The sequence below is a fragment of the Azospirillum sp. UENF 211521 genome (genome assembly GCF_058780535.1).
Map to the genome: position 1 here is coordinate 314,564 of NZ_JBSNCF010000002.1, position 17,937 is coordinate 332,500.

18 protein-coding genes (1 of these 18 running past the window's edge) are annotated in these 17,937 nt (G+C 70.9%); 17 read left to right on the plus strand and 1 reads right to left on the minus strand.

The window, feature by feature from the left end; translation table 11 throughout:
• Positions 1 to 82: 82 nt before the first annotated feature.
• The 16 genes from ACWPN5_RS18185 (at position 83) to modC (ending at position 16,864) form a co-directional block, all read left to right on the plus strand.
• Positions 83 to 643: a lytic transglycosylase domain-containing protein gene (locus tag ACWPN5_RS18185; RefSeq protein WP_492296680.1), complete on the plus strand. Its 561-nt coding sequence runs from the start codon at positions 83 to 85 to the stop codon at positions 641 to 643.
• Between the two features lie 10 nt (positions 644 to 653).
• Positions 654 to 1,160, plus strand: coding sequence for an SPOR domain-containing protein (locus ACWPN5_RS18190; protein ID WP_492296682.1), 507 nt, complete (start codon positions 654 to 656; stop codon positions 1,158 to 1,160).
• Positions 1,161 to 1,377: 217 nt separating this feature from the next.
• A complete protein-coding gene (locus ACWPN5_RS18195) occupies positions 1,378 to 2,148 on the plus strand; it encodes an SPOR domain-containing protein (protein ID WP_145689861.1) in 771 nt (256 codons plus the stop codon).
• Between the two features lie 35 nt (positions 2,149 to 2,183).
• Positions 2,184 to 2,603 (plus strand): hypothetical protein, encoded by a 420-nt coding sequence (locus ACWPN5_RS18200; RefSeq protein WP_492296684.1) that lies wholly within the window; start codon positions 2,184 to 2,186, stop codon positions 2,601 to 2,603.
• A 27-nt stretch (positions 2,604 to 2,630) separates the two neighbouring features.
• Positions 2,631 to 3,974 carry a type VI secretion system baseplate subunit TssK gene (gene tssK, locus ACWPN5_RS18205; protein WP_145689863.1) on the plus strand — a complete coding sequence of 448 codons (1,344 nt, stop codon included), beginning with the start codon at positions 2,631 to 2,633 and terminating at the stop codon, positions 3,972 to 3,974.
• Between the two features lie 17 nt (positions 3,975 to 3,991).
• Positions 3,992 to 4,864 (plus strand): DotU family type IV/VI secretion system protein, encoded by an 873-nt coding sequence (locus tag ACWPN5_RS18210; protein WP_492296687.1) that lies wholly within the window; start codon positions 3,992 to 3,994, stop codon positions 4,862 to 4,864.
• Positions 4,865 to 4,879: 15 nt separating this feature from the next.
• Entirely contained in the window at positions 4,880 to 9,031 is a 4,152-nt protein-coding gene (locus ACWPN5_RS18215) for a type VI secretion protein IcmF/TssM N-terminal domain-containing protein (protein WP_492296688.1), read from the plus strand.
• Between the two features lie 8 nt (positions 9,032 to 9,039).
• Positions 9,040 to 10,128 (plus strand): type VI secretion system protein TssA, encoded by a 1,089-nt coding sequence (gene tssA, locus ACWPN5_RS18220; protein ID WP_492296690.1) that lies wholly within the window; start codon positions 9,040 to 9,042, stop codon positions 10,126 to 10,128.
• Between the two features lie 13 nt (positions 10,129 to 10,141).
• On the plus strand, positions 10,142 to 10,699 hold the full coding sequence (locus ACWPN5_RS18225) for an Hcp family type VI secretion system effector (RefSeq protein WP_200479146.1): 558 nt from the start codon (positions 10,142 to 10,144) through the stop codon (positions 10,697 to 10,699).
• On the plus strand, positions 10,696 to 11,283 hold the full coding sequence (locus ACWPN5_RS18230) for a TIGR00645 family protein (protein WP_145689867.1): 588 nt from the start codon (positions 10,696 to 10,698) through the stop codon (positions 11,281 to 11,283). Before ACWPN5_RS18225 ends, ACWPN5_RS18230 begins: the two co-directional genes overlap by 4 nt.
• A gap of 26 nt (positions 11,284 to 11,309) precedes the next feature.
• Entirely contained in the window at positions 11,310 to 12,263 is a 954-nt protein-coding gene (locus ACWPN5_RS18235) for a ligand-gated ion channel (RefSeq protein WP_492296692.1), read from the plus strand.
• 96 nt (positions 12,264 to 12,359) lie between these two features.
• Complete coding sequence (locus tag ACWPN5_RS18240) at positions 12,360 to 13,091, plus strand: SIMPL domain-containing protein (protein ID WP_145689869.1); 732 nt, start codon at positions 12,360 to 12,362, stop codon at positions 13,089 to 13,091.
• A 419-nt stretch (positions 13,092 to 13,510) separates the two neighbouring features.
• Complete coding sequence (locus ACWPN5_RS18245; protein ID WP_492296694.1) at positions 13,511 to 14,302, plus strand: TOBE domain-containing protein; 792 nt, start codon at positions 13,511 to 13,513, stop codon at positions 14,300 to 14,302.
• 24 nt (positions 14,303 to 14,326) lie between these two features.
• Positions 14,327 to 15,073: a molybdate ABC transporter substrate-binding protein gene (modA, locus tag ACWPN5_RS18250; RefSeq protein ID WP_492296696.1), complete on the plus strand. Its 747-nt coding sequence runs from the start codon at positions 14,327 to 14,329 to the stop codon at positions 15,071 to 15,073.
• A 34-nt stretch (positions 15,074 to 15,107) separates the two neighbouring features.
• A complete protein-coding gene (gene modB, locus ACWPN5_RS18255; protein ID WP_014198586.1) occupies positions 15,108 to 15,776 on the plus strand; it encodes a molybdate ABC transporter permease subunit in 669 nt (222 codons plus the stop codon).
• On the plus strand, positions 15,773 to 16,864 hold the full coding sequence (modC, locus tag ACWPN5_RS18260) for a molybdenum ABC transporter ATP-binding protein (protein WP_492296698.1): 1,092 nt from the start codon (positions 15,773 to 15,775) through the stop codon (positions 16,862 to 16,864). The genes modB and modC overlap by 4 nt, the downstream gene beginning before the upstream one ends.
• A 21-nt stretch (positions 16,865 to 16,885) precedes the next feature.
• On the opposite strand, the gene ACWPN5_RS18265 is transcribed toward modC, so the two are convergent.
• Positions 16,886 to 17,785, minus strand: coding sequence for a DMT family transporter (locus ACWPN5_RS18265; protein WP_145689871.1), 900 nt, complete (start codon positions 17,783 to 17,785; stop codon positions 16,886 to 16,888).
• Between the two features lie 12 nt (positions 17,786 to 17,797).
• Between ACWPN5_RS18265 and ACWPN5_RS18270 the strand changes: the two genes are divergently transcribed.
• On the plus strand, positions 17,798 to 17,937 hold the 5' end (the start) of the coding sequence (locus ACWPN5_RS18270) for an acyl carrier protein (RefSeq protein WP_236778236.1). 304 nt of this gene lie beyond the right edge of the window; 140 of the gene's 444 nt are visible here — the first part of the coding sequence; it begins with the start codon at positions 17,798 to 17,800; its stop codon lies off the right edge, out of view.

A 17,937-nucleotide genomic window follows, 5' to 3' on the forward strand; every position in this document is an offset into this window, starting at 1 on the left:
GGCCGGCGGAATTCCATTCCCTCTCCCGGGACGGGAGAGGGGTTGGCGGGCGGGGCGCCTTTTCGCCGGTGTTCTGGGATTGATGGGCGCCCTGCACGCCGGGCCGGCGGCGGCGGAGCTGGCCCCGGCGTCCGACGGCGGACCGGCGCTGTTCCAATGCAGCCGCTACCTGCGCAACGGGGAGGCGCTCTACGGCATTCCGCCGGGCATCCTGCACGCCATGAGCGTCGTGGAATCCGGGCGGGCCGGGATGCCCTGGCCCTGGGCGCTGAACGTCTCCGGCCGCCCGCACTATCCGGCGACGCGGCGCGAGGCGCTGCGGCTGATGCAGGACGGCGAGGGCGGCCTGCGCGGCGACGTGGCGGTCGGCTGCATGCAGATCCACACGCGCTGGCACGCCGGCTCCTTCGCGGGTGGCGAGGACATGCTGGACCCCGCGGTCAACGTCGCCTACGCCGCCCGCTTCCTGCGGGAGCTGTATGACCGCCACGGCTCCTGGACGGAGGCGGTGCGCCGCTACCACGCCAGCGACCCGGCGGCGCAGGACACCTACCTCTGCCTCGTGCTCGACCGGCGGGTGCGGCTCGGCTACCAGCGCGAGACGGCGGAGATGCGGCGGCTGTGCGGCGGTCCGGACTCATGAGCGCGGTGCCATGAAGAAACTTCTGATCGGCATTCTGGCGCTGCTGCTCCTCCTGGTGGCCTTCGCGGGCGGCTATTTCCTGGCGGGCGGGGGCTTGCCCGGCGCCGCGGACGACCCCGCGCCCGCCGAAGCGAACGCCGCGCCCGCCGCCGCGCCACAGGAGGCGGCGAAGGCGGAGCCGGAGAAGGCCGCTCCGGCCGCGGTCCCGGTCCGCCCGGTCGCGACCGTGAAGGCGCCCACGGCGCGCTTCTCCATCGAACTCGGAGTCTTCCGTTCCGCCGGGAACGCCCAGGACTTCGCGGCGGCGCTGGCCGGGCGGGGCCTGCCGGTGGAGATCGTCGAGACCATGGACGCGGCCGGCGGGCAGTGGCACCGCGTGCGCGCCGGCGCCTTCGCCGATCGCTGGCAGGCCGAGGCGCGCCGCCCGTCCTTCGAGCGGACCGCCGGGATCGGCGGTGTGGTGGTCGAGGAACCGCTTCCCGCCGCCCAGCCCGGGAAGGCCGGCGGCGGCGAATGATCCAGTTCGGACCAACGGGGTAACCCGCCGGATTTGCGGGCTTCTCCGCACGGCGGGGCAGGCCTCCGGGTCATCGCCGCGAAACCCCCGCGGGACTACGCCAGAACGAACCAGACAGCGCGCGGATTTGGGCCGCCGGGATGCTTCTATCAGGCTGGGCCGCCACCCCGCACGGCGAGCGGTCCGCCCGACGGTTTCTTCCCCAGGAATTCCCGCGATGACCACGATCACGCTCGGACGATGGCAGGTGGCGGCTCTGGCCGCCGGCGTCGCCGTGCTGACCGTCGTGGCCCTGCTGCTCGGCGCGGTGATGGCGGCGCTGATCCTGACGGGCGGCGATGGCGGTGGCGCACCGGTGGCGTCCGCACCCGCCTCCGCCGCCGCTTCCTCCATGGCATCCGCCGGAGCGCCCGCGGCCGGCGGAGGGCTGGGCGCGATGGCGCGCAGCAGCGTCGCCGACAGCTTCGAGGCCCGCCAGGGCGTGATCGAGACGGCGGACATCTTCAGCGACCAGGCGCGTGGACGGGCGATCTCCGCCACCGAACCGGTGACCCGCGGCGCCGCCGACGCGGCCCGCCGCCTCCTGCCCGGCTGGATGGCCGGCACCGCCGCCCACGTCATCGAGAAGACCGGCTATCGCGTCACCGAGTTCGCCGGCAACAGCGTGGAGGGCATCGTCGAGGACACGCTGAACGACCGGCTGGACGCGATGAAGGACGGCGGGGCGGCGCCGATCCGCCACTACGCCATCGAACTCGGACGCTTCGCCACCCCGGCCAACGCGGAGTCCTTCGCCGCCGCCGCCGCCCAGCGCGGCGTGCGCGGCACGGTCGATTTCGCGCCGCTGCCCGGCGGCAATGCCCCCTACGCCGTGCGCACCGGACGCTACGCCGCGGCCGATGAGGCCGCCCGCGCGCTGGACGCGCTGACGCGGGCCAATGGGGTGTCCGGAACCGTCGTCACCCTTGCCGAAGCGGGAGAGCGCTGAACGCCATGACTCCGGTGAACGGAAAAGGAATTGGTTTGGCCGGCGCGCTGGCGCTGGCGCTGCTCGCCGCCGGATGCGCGGACAAGCCGCGCGCCGCGCTGGACAGCGTGTCCTTCACGGTCGCGCCCGCCGCCAACGACACCACGCCGGTCGCCATCGACCTCGTCGCTGTCCGCGACAAGGCGCTGGTGGACAAGCTGGGGGCACTGACCGCCGCGGAGTGGTTCGGCCAGCGCGAGCAGTCCATGCGCGATCACCCGACCACGCTCGGCGTGACGAGCTGGGAGCTGGTCCCCGGCCAGACGCTGAAGACCGACCTGCCGCCGGGCGAGCCGGCCTGGGCCCTGCTGGTCTTCGCCAACTATTCCACGCCGGGACCGCACCGCCTGCGGGTGCCGGACACACGAACGCTGACCCTCACCGCCGGGGACAAGGATGTCGAACTGGTTCCGTGATGTTCTTTCCCATTCCGTGAGGGCCGAATGACCGAGGCGCGCGACATTCCCGACGCCATCGACTGGCACGACGGGATGCTGCTGGCCCCGCAGCATTTCCAGCAGCAGGCGCTGCGGCACGAGCGGCAGCTGACCTACCATGTCCGGCAGGCGCGGCCCTTCCATTGGGGCGTCGTCCATCTCCAGGTCGACCGCGTGCAGCTCGTCTCCGGGCTGGTCCAGGTGCGGGAGCTAGAGGCGATCCTGCCCGACGGCCTCGTCGTGGACTACCGCGCCGGAACCGACGAGCCGCTGGAGGTGGACATTTCCGCCTACGCGGACCCGGTGGGGCAGACGCAGATCACCATCCACCTGATCGTTCCCGCCGCCCGCGGCGACCGCGCGCCGGGGCCGGGCGAGACGCCGCGCTACGTCTCGGTCGAGGGCGCGCCGGTCGCCGACCAGCATGGCGGGGAGGAGCTGTCCATTGCCCGGCTGCGCCCGCGGCTGGCCCTGTTCGCCACCACCGGCCCGACCCAGAAGCCGCCGCAGAAGTTCGTCTCGATGCCGGTCGCGCAGGCGACCTTCCGCAACGACGCCTTCGTGCTGACCGACTTCGTGCCGCCAGCGCTGACCGTCGCCGCCAACGCGCCGCTCGGCCGGCTGGGGGCGGAGGTGGTGCGGCGCGTGCGCGAGAAGGCGCTGTTCCTGGCCGAACGCTCCGGCGTCGGCAACGGCAACCCGGCGACCGAGCTGGCCGAGGCGGCGCGGACGGAGATCCGCAGCCTCGTCACCGGCCTGCCGCCGCTGGAGGCGCAGCTCGGCGTCGGCGTCTGCCACCCGTTCGACGTCTACATGTCGCTCTGCACGCTGGCCGGCCACCTGTCGGCCTTTGCCAGCGGCGCCGTGCCGGCCAAGCTGTCGCGCTACGACCACGACGACCCGATGGCGAGCTTCGGCGAGGTGCGCGACTTCATCCTGCGCATGATCGACCGGGTGAAGGAGGGCGTCGCCCGCATCCCCTTCACCTTCGAGGACGGCATGTTCGGGTTGCCGATGGACGAGGCCTGGCTGAAGGGCCGCTTGGTCGTCGGCGTGCGCGGCCCGGCTTCCGCCCCGGTCAGCGAGGTCGCCGCCTGGATGGAGAACTGCATCGTCGCCTCGCGCTCGCGGCTGGAGACGCTGTCCGGCCTGCGTGTGAAGGGGGCCGAGCGCGTCGCGCTGGACGACAGCGGCGAGGGCGGCGTGGCCGCCCCGCGCGGCGTGGTGCCGTTCGAGATCAAGGTCGATCCCCGTTACATCGTCCCCGGCGAGCGGCTGGAGATCTGGAATCCGGACTCGCTGGGCAGCCGCTTCCGCCCCGTCGAGATCACCCTTTTCGTCAGCGCCTGAGGCTGGGAATGACCGCCATGCTGCACCGCCGGGATCTGGTCGATCACTTCCTCGCCTTCGCGCGGGAACTCCAGAGGCACCGCGCCGCGGTCGGGGCGGGTCGTCCCGCCGCCGCCGCGAAGCCCGAGGGCGCCGCTGGGGAGACGGCGGACAGCCTGCCGGCCTTCCTGACCGAGGACGCCCTGGCGATCCCGGCGCCGCGCGGTGCCGCCGCGGCGGTGCCGGCCCTGGCGCTGGAGCCCGACGCGGAGATCATCATCCGCCGCCTCCAGGACTTCCTGGAGGCGCAGGCGGTCCAGGTCGGGCGCACCGGCACCGACCTGATGATCAGCCAGCACCGCGAGGCGCAATACGCCATGGCGGCGCTGGCCGACGACCTGTTCATCCACGACGTGGAATGGAACGGGCGGGAGCTGTGGCGCAGTGTGCTGCTGGAGCAGGCGGTGTTCCGCACCCGGCTGGCCGGCGAGCGGGTGTTCGACCGCATGGAGGCGCTGCTCGCCAGCAACGACCGGCGGCTGGTTCAGCTGGCGGCGGTCTATCTCTGCGTGCTCGGCATGGGCTTCAAGGGGCGCTGCCGGGTGCCGGGCGGCGAGTCCACCCTGCGCGACTACAGCGCCCGCCTGTTCGAGTTCATCGCCGGCCGCGAGTCCGAGCTGGGCGCCGGGGTGCTGCCCGGCGGACGGACGCTGATCCCGGCCGCCTACGCTTACACGCTGACCGACGGCAAGGCGCGCACGCTGGCGCGCGGGCCGCGCTGGCCGCTGGTGCTGGGGGCCATCGCCGGGCTGTGGCTGGTGCTGGGGCAGGCGCTCTGGTGGATGTCCACCGCACAGCTTTCCAACGCGGCGGACGCGGTGCTTCAGGCATCGGTCCGCGTGACCCGCTGACGGGAGAGGACGGTCATGGAACTCCTGGCAGCGGTCCTGTCCGGCATCGCCGGCAACCAGATCTGGGTCTTCGCGGGGCTTCTCGTCCTCGTGCTGCTGATCATCGCGGTGATGGCGGCGATCCTGCTGCGCGCCCGCAGCGCCGCGCCGCCCGCCCCGGCGGAGCCCGCCGCCCTGCCGCCGCCCGACGCGACGGCGGAGGAGGGCGGGGCGGTCCCGGCACTCGCGGCGCCGGCGCCGGACGTCACCGTCCGTGACATCCGCCGCCTGTTCCGCGACGGCTTGGCGGCCTATCGCGAGACGCTGTCGCGCAACGTCTATCTGGTGCCTTGGTACCTGCGCACTGGCGTGGCCGCGTCGGACGACGCCGGCCTGCTGTCCTGCGCCGAGGAGGTGCGCCCCCCGGTGACCGCCGAGCGGCACGCCGGCTTCTCCTGGCGCTTCTACGACCGGGCGGTGGTCATCGACGTCGACGATCCCCGCGCCGCCTGGGCCGGCGTGCTCGACCTGCTGGGCCGCCGCCGCCCGATGCTGCCCGCCGACGGGCTGATCCTCACCGTTCCGCTGGCCGAGCTGGACGACGTGCGCCGCGCCACCGCGCGCGGGACGGAGCTGTACGCCCGGCTGTGGGAGATCCAGCGCACGCTGGGCTTCGCCCTGCCGGTCTATGTGGTGGTGACGGGGTGCGAGGAGGCGCCCGGTTTCGCGGCGCTGGCCGAGGCTCTGCCCCCGTCCCTGACCGGCGGGATGCTCGGCTGGTCGAGCCCCTACGCGCTGGAGACCGCCTTTTCCCCCGACTTCGTGAGCGAGGCGCTGCAATCGCTGGCCGACGGGCTGCTGGCGGTGGAGCTGGAGGTGTTCGGCGCGACGGCCACGCCGGACGGCGCCCCGCTGTTCGCCCTGACGGAGCGGCTGACCGGGACGGAGGCGGCGCTGCGCGCCCTGCTCGGCACGGCCTTCAAGCGCACCGCCTATCAGGAGACGCTCTACGTCCGCGGCCTCTACTTCACGGGCCGCCCCGATCCGGACGCGGCGGCGCTGTTCGGGCGCGACCTGCTGAACCGCAAGATATTCCCCGAGGCCGGCCTGCCCAAGCCGACCCGAGCGCTGGCCGCGTCCCGCGCGTGGCGCCGCTACTCCTGGCCGGTGGGGACGGGGGTCGCCGCCGTGGCCGCCGTCCTGCTGCTGTGGGTGGGGGTGCAGCGCGCCTCCACCCTGTCGGACCGGCTGGTGCCGGTCCTGGCCGACATTCCGGGCGGGCTCCAGCAGCTCGCCGACCAGCGCCCGGCGGTCGAGGCCGGGGCGCCGATGACCGCCGCCTACGGCGATCCGGCCGCCCGCTTCGTCCAGGGCGTGACCATGCTGCCCACCGACTGGACCTTCAACCCGCTGCCGGCCGCTTGGATCAGCGGCGTCCCGGATTCGGTGTCGGGCGCGCTGGCCGTCGGCTACCGCCGGCTGGCCCTGTCAACCGTGCGCGACGTCGCCGAGGACCGCTTGCGCCGCCTGACCCGCGATGGCGGGGTCGGGCCGGCGGGGGCGGGCGCCTTCGAGCGGCTGCGCGCCTTCGCGGGCGAGATCGGCATCGCCGAGGGGCTGGCCCGCGCCTACAACAACGTGGACGCTCGCGACCCGACCCTGCCGCTGGACGAGGTGCTGGACTTCGCGCTCGGCTCCGGCGTGGCGCGCGGCTTCTCGGCGCGGCTGCACGGCTGGGAGATCGACCAGCCGCCGGGCGGCACCGCCATCCCGGCGCCGGGACCGGGCGCGCAACGCCCTATCGACCTGACCGCCCACCGGGCCGAGGTCAGCCGCCGTTTCCGGCAATACGCCGACGCCTACCTGCGCGACCTCGCCATGGGCGGCCTCGCCGCCGCAAGGCTGTCGGTCGCCGCCAACGAGCTGGAGCTGCTGGCCGGCGGGGCGCGCTCCGGCGCCGACGCGGCGGCGGCCTACGCCGAGGTGCTGTCGAGCCTGGAGGACGCCGCCCGCGGTTTGGGAGCGGAACGCGGCGCCTGGATCGGCGCCAACGGCCCCGTCCTGCCGCCGGAGTTCGAGGCGCTGCTGGGCCGGCTGGAGAAGTCCGACCTGCTCGGCCCCACCCTGCGCGCCGACATCCTGGATCTGGCGCAGCGCCGCTACGACGAGGCGGGCGTCGGCGCCCGCAGCCTGGACTCCGTGATCGGGCGCCTGCTGGAGCAGGCCCCCAGCGGAGGCGCCCGCTTGGCCCCGGCGGCGGAGCAGCTTCGCCGCACCCTGTCGGTGTGGATGGCCCGCCGCTTCATGAAGACGGACGACACCGGCGCGCTGGCGATGCCCGCCGTGGGCGCCGGCTGGGACCGCGCCGCTCTGGACAGCATCCCGCCGCTGGTCGAGGACTATCTGCTGTTCGACGCCAAGGACCTGCCGCAGGCGCCGGCCATGCTGCGCACCTCCATGCGGGCGGCGGCGCAGCACCAGCTCCGCCAGGGGGTTGAGCGCATCCTCGCCCGCGCCCTGGCCGGCAGCCCGGCCGGCGGCGGGGTGGACCGGGCGGGCGGGCTGGCGCAGCTCCGCGCCTCGGCCCACGCGCTGCGCACCGCCTTCCCGGTGCTGGCCGAGACGATGCAGTCCTTCCGCCAGATCGGGCTGACCACCTCCGCCGACACCATCCGCGACACGGTGGCCCGGCAGGCCAACGCCGTTCTGGCCCAGGCCGACCGACTGCTGGAGGGCGACCAGCTCTACCGGCCCGACGCGCACGCGCTGGACGTTTGGGTGGACGGGCCGCTGGTGCCGCACCTGCTGTTCGGCCAGACCACGCCGGCCGGGCTGGCGCTCTATCTCGGCAACGCCCGGCAGGAGGTGACGGTGCTCGCCCGCGACATCGCCGCCCCGGTGGTGGAGATCCTGGAGCGCCCGGTGATGGGCGCCGGGACCGGGTCGGGCGCCGCGTCCAAATGGGCGCGCATCATCACTGAACTGGACAAGTATGACGGCGGTCGCCCGAACAGCTCCCTGGCGCAGCTCGAAAAGTTCGTGACGGTGGAAAGCGCCGCGGTGGACGCCGCCGGCTGCCAGAATCTCGGCGCCATCGACGGGGTGCCGGACGACTTCTTCCGCAGCCGTCTGGCCGAGCTGAAGCAGTGGATCGCCACGCGTTGCGTGCTGGCCGCCGACGCCCGCGTCTACGACGCCTACGTCGACATGGCCGCCTCGTTCAACGAGATGCTGGCCGGACGCTTCCCCTTCGCCGCTTCAGGAATCTCCGGTGGCGCCGTGCCGGGCGAGGACGCCGACCCGGCGGCGGTGCGCGCCTTCTACGAGCGGTTCGACGCGCGCTCGGCCTTCGTGCTGGAGGGGCTGCGCCGCGGCGAACGCTTCGGCACCGCCGGACGCGAGGCGCTGCGCTTCGTGGAAACCATGGACCGGGCGCGCCCGCTGCTGATCGCCGCGGTGACCCCGGACCAGAGCGGCGGTCTGGCGCTCGACCCCGCCTTCCGCGTCAACCGCGGTCGCGAGGCCGGGGGCAGCGACATCATCGAATGGAAGCTCGCCACGCCGAACGGCTCCCTGTCCAGCATGCTGCCGCGGACGCCGCTGCGCTGGTATCCGGGCGACAAGCTGAGCCTGACGCTGCGCTGGGCCAAGGACGGCACGGTGCTGCCGGTGTCCGGCGTCGGTGCTGGGGTGACGGTCGACGGCCCCTCGCTGCGCTTCGACTATGACGGTCCCTGGGCGCTGTTCGCCCTGGCCAGCCGGCAGGCCGCGCCGCAGCGCGACCGCCGTCCCGGTCCGGACACCGAGCCGCTGCTGCTGTTCGAAGCCACCGCCAGCGGCCCGGTCAAGGAAGCCGCCGCCGCTGCCCCGCTGCCGTTCGCTCCGGCCGTGCAGGCGGTGCCGCAACCCGTGGTGAAGCCCAACGTGCGGGTCTTCATGACTCTGGCGGTCAAGCGCACCGTCCTGGCCGACGGCAAGCCGCCGCGCGAGGAGAAGGTGGCCGTGCCGGCGCTGCCCGCGCAGGCGCCGCCGCTGGCCCCGGTCGGCAGCATGCGGCGGATGCCGGGCCTGGCCGGCTGGCCGGCGCCGTCGGGCGCGGTGGCCCCGGCGGACCGCGCCTTCTTCGACCTGGGCACCCCGCCGTCCCAGTCCCCGATGCTCCGCCCCGCGGCCCAACGCTTCCCGTGAGCAGCCAAATGATCGCATCCCACCCGCTGATCGACATCGGCGCCCTGCTCCAGCCCATCCCCGGCGACGATCCGGCGGGCGACGATCTGCGCCATGGCCCGGAATTCGACGCGCTGACCGAGGCGCGCCGGATGGACGACGATCTGGATCAGGGCATCTGGCAGACCACCGTCAAGAAGGCCGACTGGAAGGGCGTCGTCCAGCAGTCCTCTGACCTTCTGAAGACCCGCACCAAGGACCTCCAGGTCGCGGCGTGGCTGGTCCAGGCGCTGGGCCACCTGCACGGCCCGGCGGGGCTGGCGCCGGGGGTTCTGCTGGTCCACGGGCTGGTTGAGGACTTCTGGGACGGCCTCTACCCGCGGCTGGACGACGGCGACCCGGAGCCGCGGCTGGCGCCGCTGGTCTGGCTGGACAGCCAGTTGTCGCGCGACCTGATGGCGACCGCCATCACCCAGCCGGGGCCGCACACCGACGAGACTCACCGTTTCCAGGACTGGCAGAACGCGCAACGCCTGCGCAAGCTCGCCACCCGCGACCCGCGCGCCTTCCACGCGGCGGTCGATGACGGCGAGGTGACGGTCGAGCAGATCCTCGCCGCGCAGGACCGCACGCCGCCGGACTTCTACCAGACCCAGCACGGTCATCTGCGCGACACGGTGACGGCGGTGCGCACCCTGGCGGCGGAGTTGGACGCCGTGGCCGGGCGCGCCGCCCCCGGCTTCAGCCAGCTTCTGAAGACTTCTGGAAAGCCTGATCCAGTTCCACCGCGAGGCGCTCGCCAAGCGCGGCATCGATCCGGACGGCGCCGCCGCCGCGACGGAGGAGGCCGAGGGCGACGAGGGGGCCACCATCGACGCGTCCGCCGAGATCATCCCCGCCGCCTTCGCCCGCCCCGGTGGGCCGCGGACCCGGCAGGAGGCCTACGCGATGCTGCACCAGATCGCCGATTTCCTGGCGCGGGAGGAGCCGCACAGCCCGACCTCCTACCTCGTCCGCCGCGCCGCGGCCTGGGGGAACCTGTCCCTGCCGGAGCTTTACGCCGAGCTGCTGGGCGACCGCGGCGAGGTCGGGCGGATCTTCGGCCTTCTGCGGCTTGAGGAGCGCTGAGCCATGCCCCGCATCCTGCTCGACTATCCCGGCATCAAGGGCGAGTCACTGATCCGCAATTACAAGAATCTGGCCGACTGCGTCAGCTTCGACCTGTCCTCGGGCAAGCGCGAGGTCGGCGGCTTCAACTACGACGACCCGATCGAGGACAACTCCTATTTCAGCGGCCGCAAGGCTCAGAAGCAGGACAAGCTCGGCGTCGACAGCCTGAAGCTGGAGCGCCACTTCGACCTCGCCTCGCCCAAGCTGATGCAGGCGGCCTTTGATCCGCAGAAGAAGGACGTCACCGCAACGATCCATTTCTTCCGCACCTTCGCACAGCTTCAGGGCGGCGAATTCTTTGGCGAAAGCGACATCTTCGCCGAGCCGTACCTGACCATCATCCTGAAGAACACGCAGATCACGGAGTACGTGCTGTCGGTCGACGACGACGACAGCAGCAACGGCACCGAGACCATCTCGCTGGCCTTCGACCAGTTGCAGATGACCTACCAGCACCAGATCGACGGCCGGAAAATCGGCCAAATCCGTGGCGACATTACATTGGCGAGCAAGTCATGACCCAGTCGAACCCGTCGGCCCTGAGCGGCGACACCCCTCTCCTGTCCCGCAACGGCCAGGGGCGCCGCAGTCCGGCGCGCCGGGCCGAGCATTTCCTGGAGCAGGTGATGTTCCAGAGCCGCTGGCTCCTGGCGCCGCTCTATGTCGGTCTGGTGGGCGCGCTGCTGATGATCGGCTGGCGCTTCGCGCTGGAACTGGTGCACGCGCTGCCGCTTCTGATCCACGGCACGGAAAACGACATCATCCTGATCGTGCTCGGGCTGGTCGACCTGACGATGGTCGGCAACCTCGTGCTGATGGTGATCTTCAGCGGTTACGAGAACTTCGTCTCGAAGATCGACGTCGCCGGCCACGCCGACCGCCCGGAATGGATGGGCAAGCTGGATTTCAGCGCGCTCAAGGTGAAGCTGATCGCCAGCATCGTGGCGATCTCCTCCATCCAGATCCTGAAGACCTTCATGAACGTGTCGGAGGTCTCCGACCGCGACCTGATGTGGCTGGTCGCCATCCACGTCACCTTCATCGTCTCCGGCGTGCTGCTGGCGACCATGGACGTGCTGGTCAAGAAGAGCCACGCGCACTGACATCCGGCAGGAAAGGAGAGGGCATCATGATTCGGTACGCGTTGGCGTTTCTCGCCATCCTTCTGACCGGCCTGCCCGGAGCGTCGAGGGCGGAAACGCCTCCTGGGCCGGCGAAGGTGGTGGTCGGCACCTACGTCAACCAGATCACCGGGGTGAACCTCCGCGACAATCAGGTCAATGTGGACTTCTACGTCTGGTTCCGCTGGGACGACGACTCCCTGAACCCGCTGGAGACGTTCGAGCTGATGAACGGGCGGATCGAATCCCGCACGCCCACCCCGATCCGCAAGCTGAAGGACACCAACTACGGGCAGGCGCGTGTCCAGGCCGTTCTGAACCAGCCCTGGGACGTGAGCCATTTTCCGCTGGACACCCAGACGATCCGTCTGGTGATCGAGGACAGCGACCAGACGGCGGAATACGTCGTCTATGTGCCGGACACCGACAACAGCACCGTCGATCCCGACGTCGACGTCTCCGGCTACACGCTGATCAACAACGGCGCCACCATCTCGGCGCACCGCTACCGCACCAACTACGGCGATATCACCCTGCCGAAGAACCACGAGTCGGTCTATTCCCGCTACACCCACGCGATCACCTTGGAGCGGCCGGATTCGGTCTATTACATCAAGACCTTCTCGACCATCTTCATCTCCTCGCTGGTGGCCTTTCTGGCTTTCCTGGTGAAGCCGGTGGACCTCGATCCCCGCTTCGGACTGGGCATCGGCGCGCTGTTCGCCGTGGTCGCCTGCTACTTCGTCATCGCCAGCGACCTGCCGCGCAGCAGCGGCTTCACCCTGTCGGACCGGGTCAACCTCGCCTCCATGGGCATGATCTTCCTCAGCCTGATGCAGAGCGCGGTGTCGCTGATGATCTATGAGCGCAACGCGGCGAAGTCCCTGCTCCTGGACCGCTGGTGTCTGGTGGCTTTTCCCGTCGCCTACGCGCTGCTGTGCGTCTGGCTGACCGCGGTGTGAGTCCGGCGCCGTGATCCAGTTGGGGGGCGCCGGTCCGGCCTGAGCTTCGCCACAATCCTCCTTCATCCTCCGAGGAGAGCGACGAGGGAGAGTGGGATGATCGGAAACCGGACGGCGCTGGCGGCTGCGGCGTTTCTCGCCATCGGGATCGCGGCGGCGGGCTGGTCGGCGGGGCGCGAGGTCGCCCAGGTCCGGCTGGCCGACCGTTTCGTCACCGTGAAGGGCTCCGCTGAGCGCGAGGTCAAGGCCAACCTTGCCCTCTGGCCGGTGCGCTTCGTCGCCACCGGCGACGACCTGTCCGCCGTCCAGGCGAAGACGGCGGCGGACGAGAAGGCCGTGCTGGCCTTTCTGGAACGCTACGGGCTGGGCGCCGACGCCGTCGTCTCGCGCTCGCTCGATCTCGTGGACCTGCTCGCCCAGGCCTACCGCCAAGGGCCGGCGGACCAGCGCTACATCCTCACCCGCACTTTGATGATCCGCAGCCCGGACGTGGAGCGGGTCGACCGCGCCAGTCAGAATCTGGCGGAACTGCTTGACCAGGGTGTCACCCTGGGCGGGGAGCCGGGCATGGGCTCCGGCCCCAATTACCTGTTCACCCGGCTGAACGACGTGAAGACCGAGATGATCGCCGAGGCGACGGCCAAGGCGCGCGAGGCGGCAACCCAGTTCGCGACCGACAGCGGCGCCACTCTGGGCGGCATCCGCCGCGCCAACCAGGGGCTGTTCCAGATCCTCGCCCGCGACGAGGCGCCCGGCATCATGGAAAGCCGGCAGATCGACAAGATCGTCCGCGTCGTGTCCACGCTCGACTGGGAACTGGTGGATTGACGGGGCGGCAGCGCGCCGCCCGCTGCCTCGTTGTATAGGGTATCTACATACAAGAATCGCCATGTCCGGCCGCCCCCTGCCAAAGGGGCGGTGCGGGCGGCGTGGATCGTCGCGGGGCTCCAAGTTCCTCTCAAGTCCATTTGGGTCCGTTTGTTTCAAGAAAACGCCGTTTTCGATAAAAGACAAACAACAACGCCGGTCTGAACACCAGGAACCGCACAGAAAATCGGCATGATGAGCGGATGCCGTGCATCATGAGCAGGATGTTTTTGACGCGGCGTTCCGATTTTCGGATCGGTGTGACCGCCGTTTCCCTCCCAAAACCTCAAAAAGCGACGGATTCGTCAGAAAGCGCTAGTTCACCTGCGCCGTGCATGGTTATATAGCCGGCATATATAGCGATTTCGGGGTGTCCGCTGATGTCCGTCCAACCGCAGGTGTCGTTCGCCGGGCCGCACGCGTCGCCGATCGGCGCCGAGCGCATCCGGCTGCTGGAGGCGGTGGGGCGCGAGGGCAGCATCTCCGGCGCGGCGCGGTCGGTCGGCGTCACCTACAAGGCGGCCTGGGACGCCATCGACGCCATGAACAACCTGTTCGGCCGCCCGCTGGTCGAGGCGCAGGCCGGCGGAAAGCGCGGCGGCGGAACCGCCTTGACCCCGGACGGCGTACGGCTGGTCGCCACCTTCCACCGTCTGCAGAGCGAGATGGTCCGCGCCTTCCAGGTGCTGGAACCGGAACTCAACGGCACCGGCCTGTCGGCGGCCAGCCTGATGTGGGGATTCTTCATGCGCACCAGTGCCCGCAACGCCCTTCGTGGAACCGTCACCGCCATCACCGACGGGGCGGTGAACGCCGAGGTCACCTTGTCCGTCTCGGACCGGACCTCGATCGTTGCGATCATCACCCGCGACAGCGTGCGCGACCTGGGCCTCTTCCCGGGGCGCGCGGCGACGGCGCTGATCAAGGCGCCCTTCGTGATCCTCGCCCCGGCGGACGAGGCGAAGCGCACCTCGATGCGCAACCGCGTGGAAGGCGTGGTGTCCCGTCGCGAGGACGGCGCGGTCAACAGCGAGATCACCCTGGACATCGGCGGCGGCAAAACGCTGACCGCCATCATCACGCTGCGCAGCGCCGATGACATCGGCCTGAAGCCCGGCGACCCGGCCTGCGCGCTGATCGACGCATCGCACATCATTCTCGCGGTGGATTGACGATAGATCGGAAGGAGTTTTCGAATGACGCGTTTCCTGCTTGCCGCCGTCGCGCTGCTGTCCGTCTCGGCGACGGCCCGGGCCGACGAATTCAACGTCGCGGTCGCCGCGAACTTCACCGCCCCGGCGAAGGAGATCGCCACCGCCTTCGAACAGAAGACCGGCCACAAGGCCGTCCTGAGCTTCGGCGCGACCGGCCAGTTCTACGCCCAGATCAAGCAGGACGCGCCCTTCGTCGTCTTCCTCGCCGCCGACGACGAGACGCCGAAGAAGGCGGTGGAGGAGGGCTTGGCCGTTCCGGACTCCCGCTTCACCTACGCCGTTGGCCGTCTGGTGCTGTGGACCAAGGCCGGCGACGCGCCGCTGGGCGAGGACACGCTGCGCAAGGGCGCCTTCGAGAAGCTGTCGATCGCCAACCCGGCGACGGCACCCTATGGCCTCGCCGCCGTGCAGACGATGAAGAAGATGGGCGTCTACGAGGCGATCCAGCCGAAGATCGTCCAGGGCAACAGCATCGCCCAGGCCTTCCAGTTCGCCGAGACCGGCGCCGCCGAGCTGGCCTTCGTGGCCCTGTCCCAGGTGATCGCCAAGCCGGACGGCACCCGCTGGCCGGTTCCGGAGGCGCTGCACGACCCGATCTTCCAGGACGCCGTCCTGCTGAAGAAGGGCGCCGGCAACGAGGCCGCCACGGCCTTCCTCGCCTTCCTCAAGGGGCCGGAGGCCGCCGCGGTGATCTCCAAGTACGGCTACGGCACGCGGGCGCCGAACTGACCATGCCGGACTCTCTGGTAAGGGCCGCCCGCCGATGAGCTGGCAACCGATCATCCTGACGCTGGAGCTGGCGGCGCTGACGACGGTCATCCTGCTGATTGTCGGCACCCCCCTGGCCTGGTGGCTGGCGCGGTCCGGGGCCTGGTGGAAGGAGGCGGTGGCCACGGTGGTGGCGCTGCCTCTGGTCCTGCCGCCGACGGTTCTCGGCTTCTACCTGCTGATGCTGCTGGGGCCGAACGGCCCCGGCGGGTGGCTGGCCTCCCTGTGGGGCGCCCGCTCCATGGCCTTCACCTTCGAAGGGCTGGTCATCGGGTCGGTGCTCTACTCCATGCCCTTCGTGGTGCAGCCGATCCGCAACGCCTTCGAGGCGTTCGGCGACCGTCCGCTGGAGGCGGCGGCGACGCTGCGCGCCTCGCCGCTCGACACCTTCTTCACCGTGGCGGTGCCGCTGGCCCGTCGCGGCTTCCTGACCGGTGCCGTGCTGGGCTTCGCCCACACCATGGGCGAGTTCGGCGTCGTCCTGATGATCGGCGGCAACATCCCCGGCCAGACCAAGGTGCTCTCGGTGGCCATCTACGACTATGTCGAGACGCTGCAATGGGATGAGGCCCATCTGCTGGCCGGCGGCATGCTGGTCTTCTCCTTCACGGTGATCCTGACGATGATGATGCTGGAGAAGCGCATCGGGCGGGGCGGGCGATGAGCCTGTCGGTGCATTTCCATGGGACGCTCGGCCAGTTCGCCCTGGACGTGGCGTTCGAGGCGCCCGGCCGCGGCATCACCGCGCTGTTCGGCCCGTCCGGCTGCGGCAAGACCTCGGTGCTGCGCTGCGCGGCCGGGCTGCAGCGGCTGAACGGGCGCTTCGCCCTGGACGGCGATGTCTGGCAGGAGGGGCGGACCTTCCGGCCGACGCACAAGCGGTCCATCGGCTACGTCTTCCAGGAAGCCAGCCTGTTCCCCCATCTGTCGGTGCGCACCAACCTGCTGTTCGGCCATCGCCGGACGGTGGGGCGCGGCGTGCCGGAGCACATCCGCCTGGACGACGTGGTGGACCTGCTGGGGCTGGGGCATCTGCTCGACCGCTCGCCGGAGCATCTGTCCGGCGGCGAGCGCCAGCGGGTCGGCGTCGGCCGCGCGCTGCTCTCGCAACCGCGCCTGCTGCTGATGGACGAGCCGCTGGCGGCGCTCGACCGCTTCAGCAAGGAGGAGATCCTCCCCTATCTGGAGCGGCTGCACGGCGTGCTGTCGGTCCCCGTGCTCTATGTCAGCCACGACATCGCGGAGGTCGAGCGGCTGGCCGACCATCTGGTGCTGCTGCGCCAGGGGCGCGTCGTCGCCGCCGGCCCGATGCAGGAGCTTCAGGCCGATCCCACCCTGCCCATCGCCCGCATGCCGGAGGCCGGGGTGACCCTGCCCGCGGTGGTGGCCGGGCGGGAGGACGCCTATGGCCTGACCCTGCTGCGGCTGGACGGCGGCCATCTGCTCGTTCCGGGCGACCTCGGGCCGCAGGGAACGGCGCGGCGCGCCCGCATCGCGGCGTCCGACGTCAGCCTCGCCCGCAACCCGCCGGAGGGCAGCACCATCCTGAACGCGCTTCCAGCCCGCATCGTCGCGGCGGAGCAGCAGGATGAGGTGCAGATGATGGCCGTCGTGGCTCTGGGCGAGGAGGGCAGGGGCGCGCGGATGCTCGCCCGCGTCACCCGCAAGAGCTGGGACGCCCTCGGGCTGTCGCCGGGCCAGCCGGTCTACGCCCAGGTCAAGGGCGTCGCCTTGGTCCAGGAATCCCTGTGATTCGGACGGGCGTGCTGCTCGCTACCTCGGCGTGAAGCGCTTGGGCAGGCGCAGCGCCCCCGTCCCCATCGCGATTCCGAACAGAACGCACAGCAGCCCGGCGGCGTGGGCGAGCGTGAAGGCCTCGCCGAGGAACAGCACGGCGGCCAGCACGCCCGCCGCCGGAATCAGACCGGTGAACAACCCGGCCCGGTTGGCCGGGACATGGGCGATCCCGCGCATCCACAGCACCACCGCCAGCAACCCGCCGGTCAGGCCGGACGCCACGAACAGCAGCCAGACCCAGCCGGGCACCGCGGCCGGATCGAAGCCGCCCAGCGTCGCCAGGGCACCCGGCGCCATCATCGCGGCCGCCAGCACATTCGCCAGGCAGGTCAGCGCCAAAGGCGGAATCCGACCGCCGAGCTGCCGGGCGAAGACTCCGTACAGCCCCTCCGACACCACCGCTCCTAGCACCAGCGCGTTGCCGACGACGGAATCGTCGGGTCCACCGCCGCCACCGGGGCGCAGATTCAGCGCCACCATGCCAACGACCGCCAAGGCGATGGCCGCGGCACTGCCGGCCCCGATCCGCTCGCGCAGGATCAGCGCCGCTCCCAGCGCGGTCATGGCCGGGATGGTGCTGGTGATGATTCCGGCGGCCACCGCGCTGGTCTCGCGCAGCCCATAGAGAAGGAACAGGTTGAACAGCACCATGCCGAACAGGGAGAGCAGGGTGAGGCTCGTCCAGTCCCGGCCATTGCGCGGCAGCGCCGCTGTTCGACCCCTGAGGGCAAAGGGTGCCAGAAGCACCGCGACCAGGGCGAAGCGCATTTCCGCGGCCACAAGCGGCGGGATGTGGGATACGATCACCTTGGACGCTGGAACGGACAAGCCGACCAGGGTCATCGACAGGGCGAGGTTGAGGTAAGCGGCGCGCATGGGCCGCATTCTATGAGCGCCGCCGCCGTCTTACGGAAGCGGCATTTTCACGCAATGAATTTGCAAAGAATGCGTGTCATTCTTCGCGCCAAGGTCGCGGTACACAAGGGGCGGGGTATGTCGGAGCCGATCCTCGGGATCACCAATTGGAT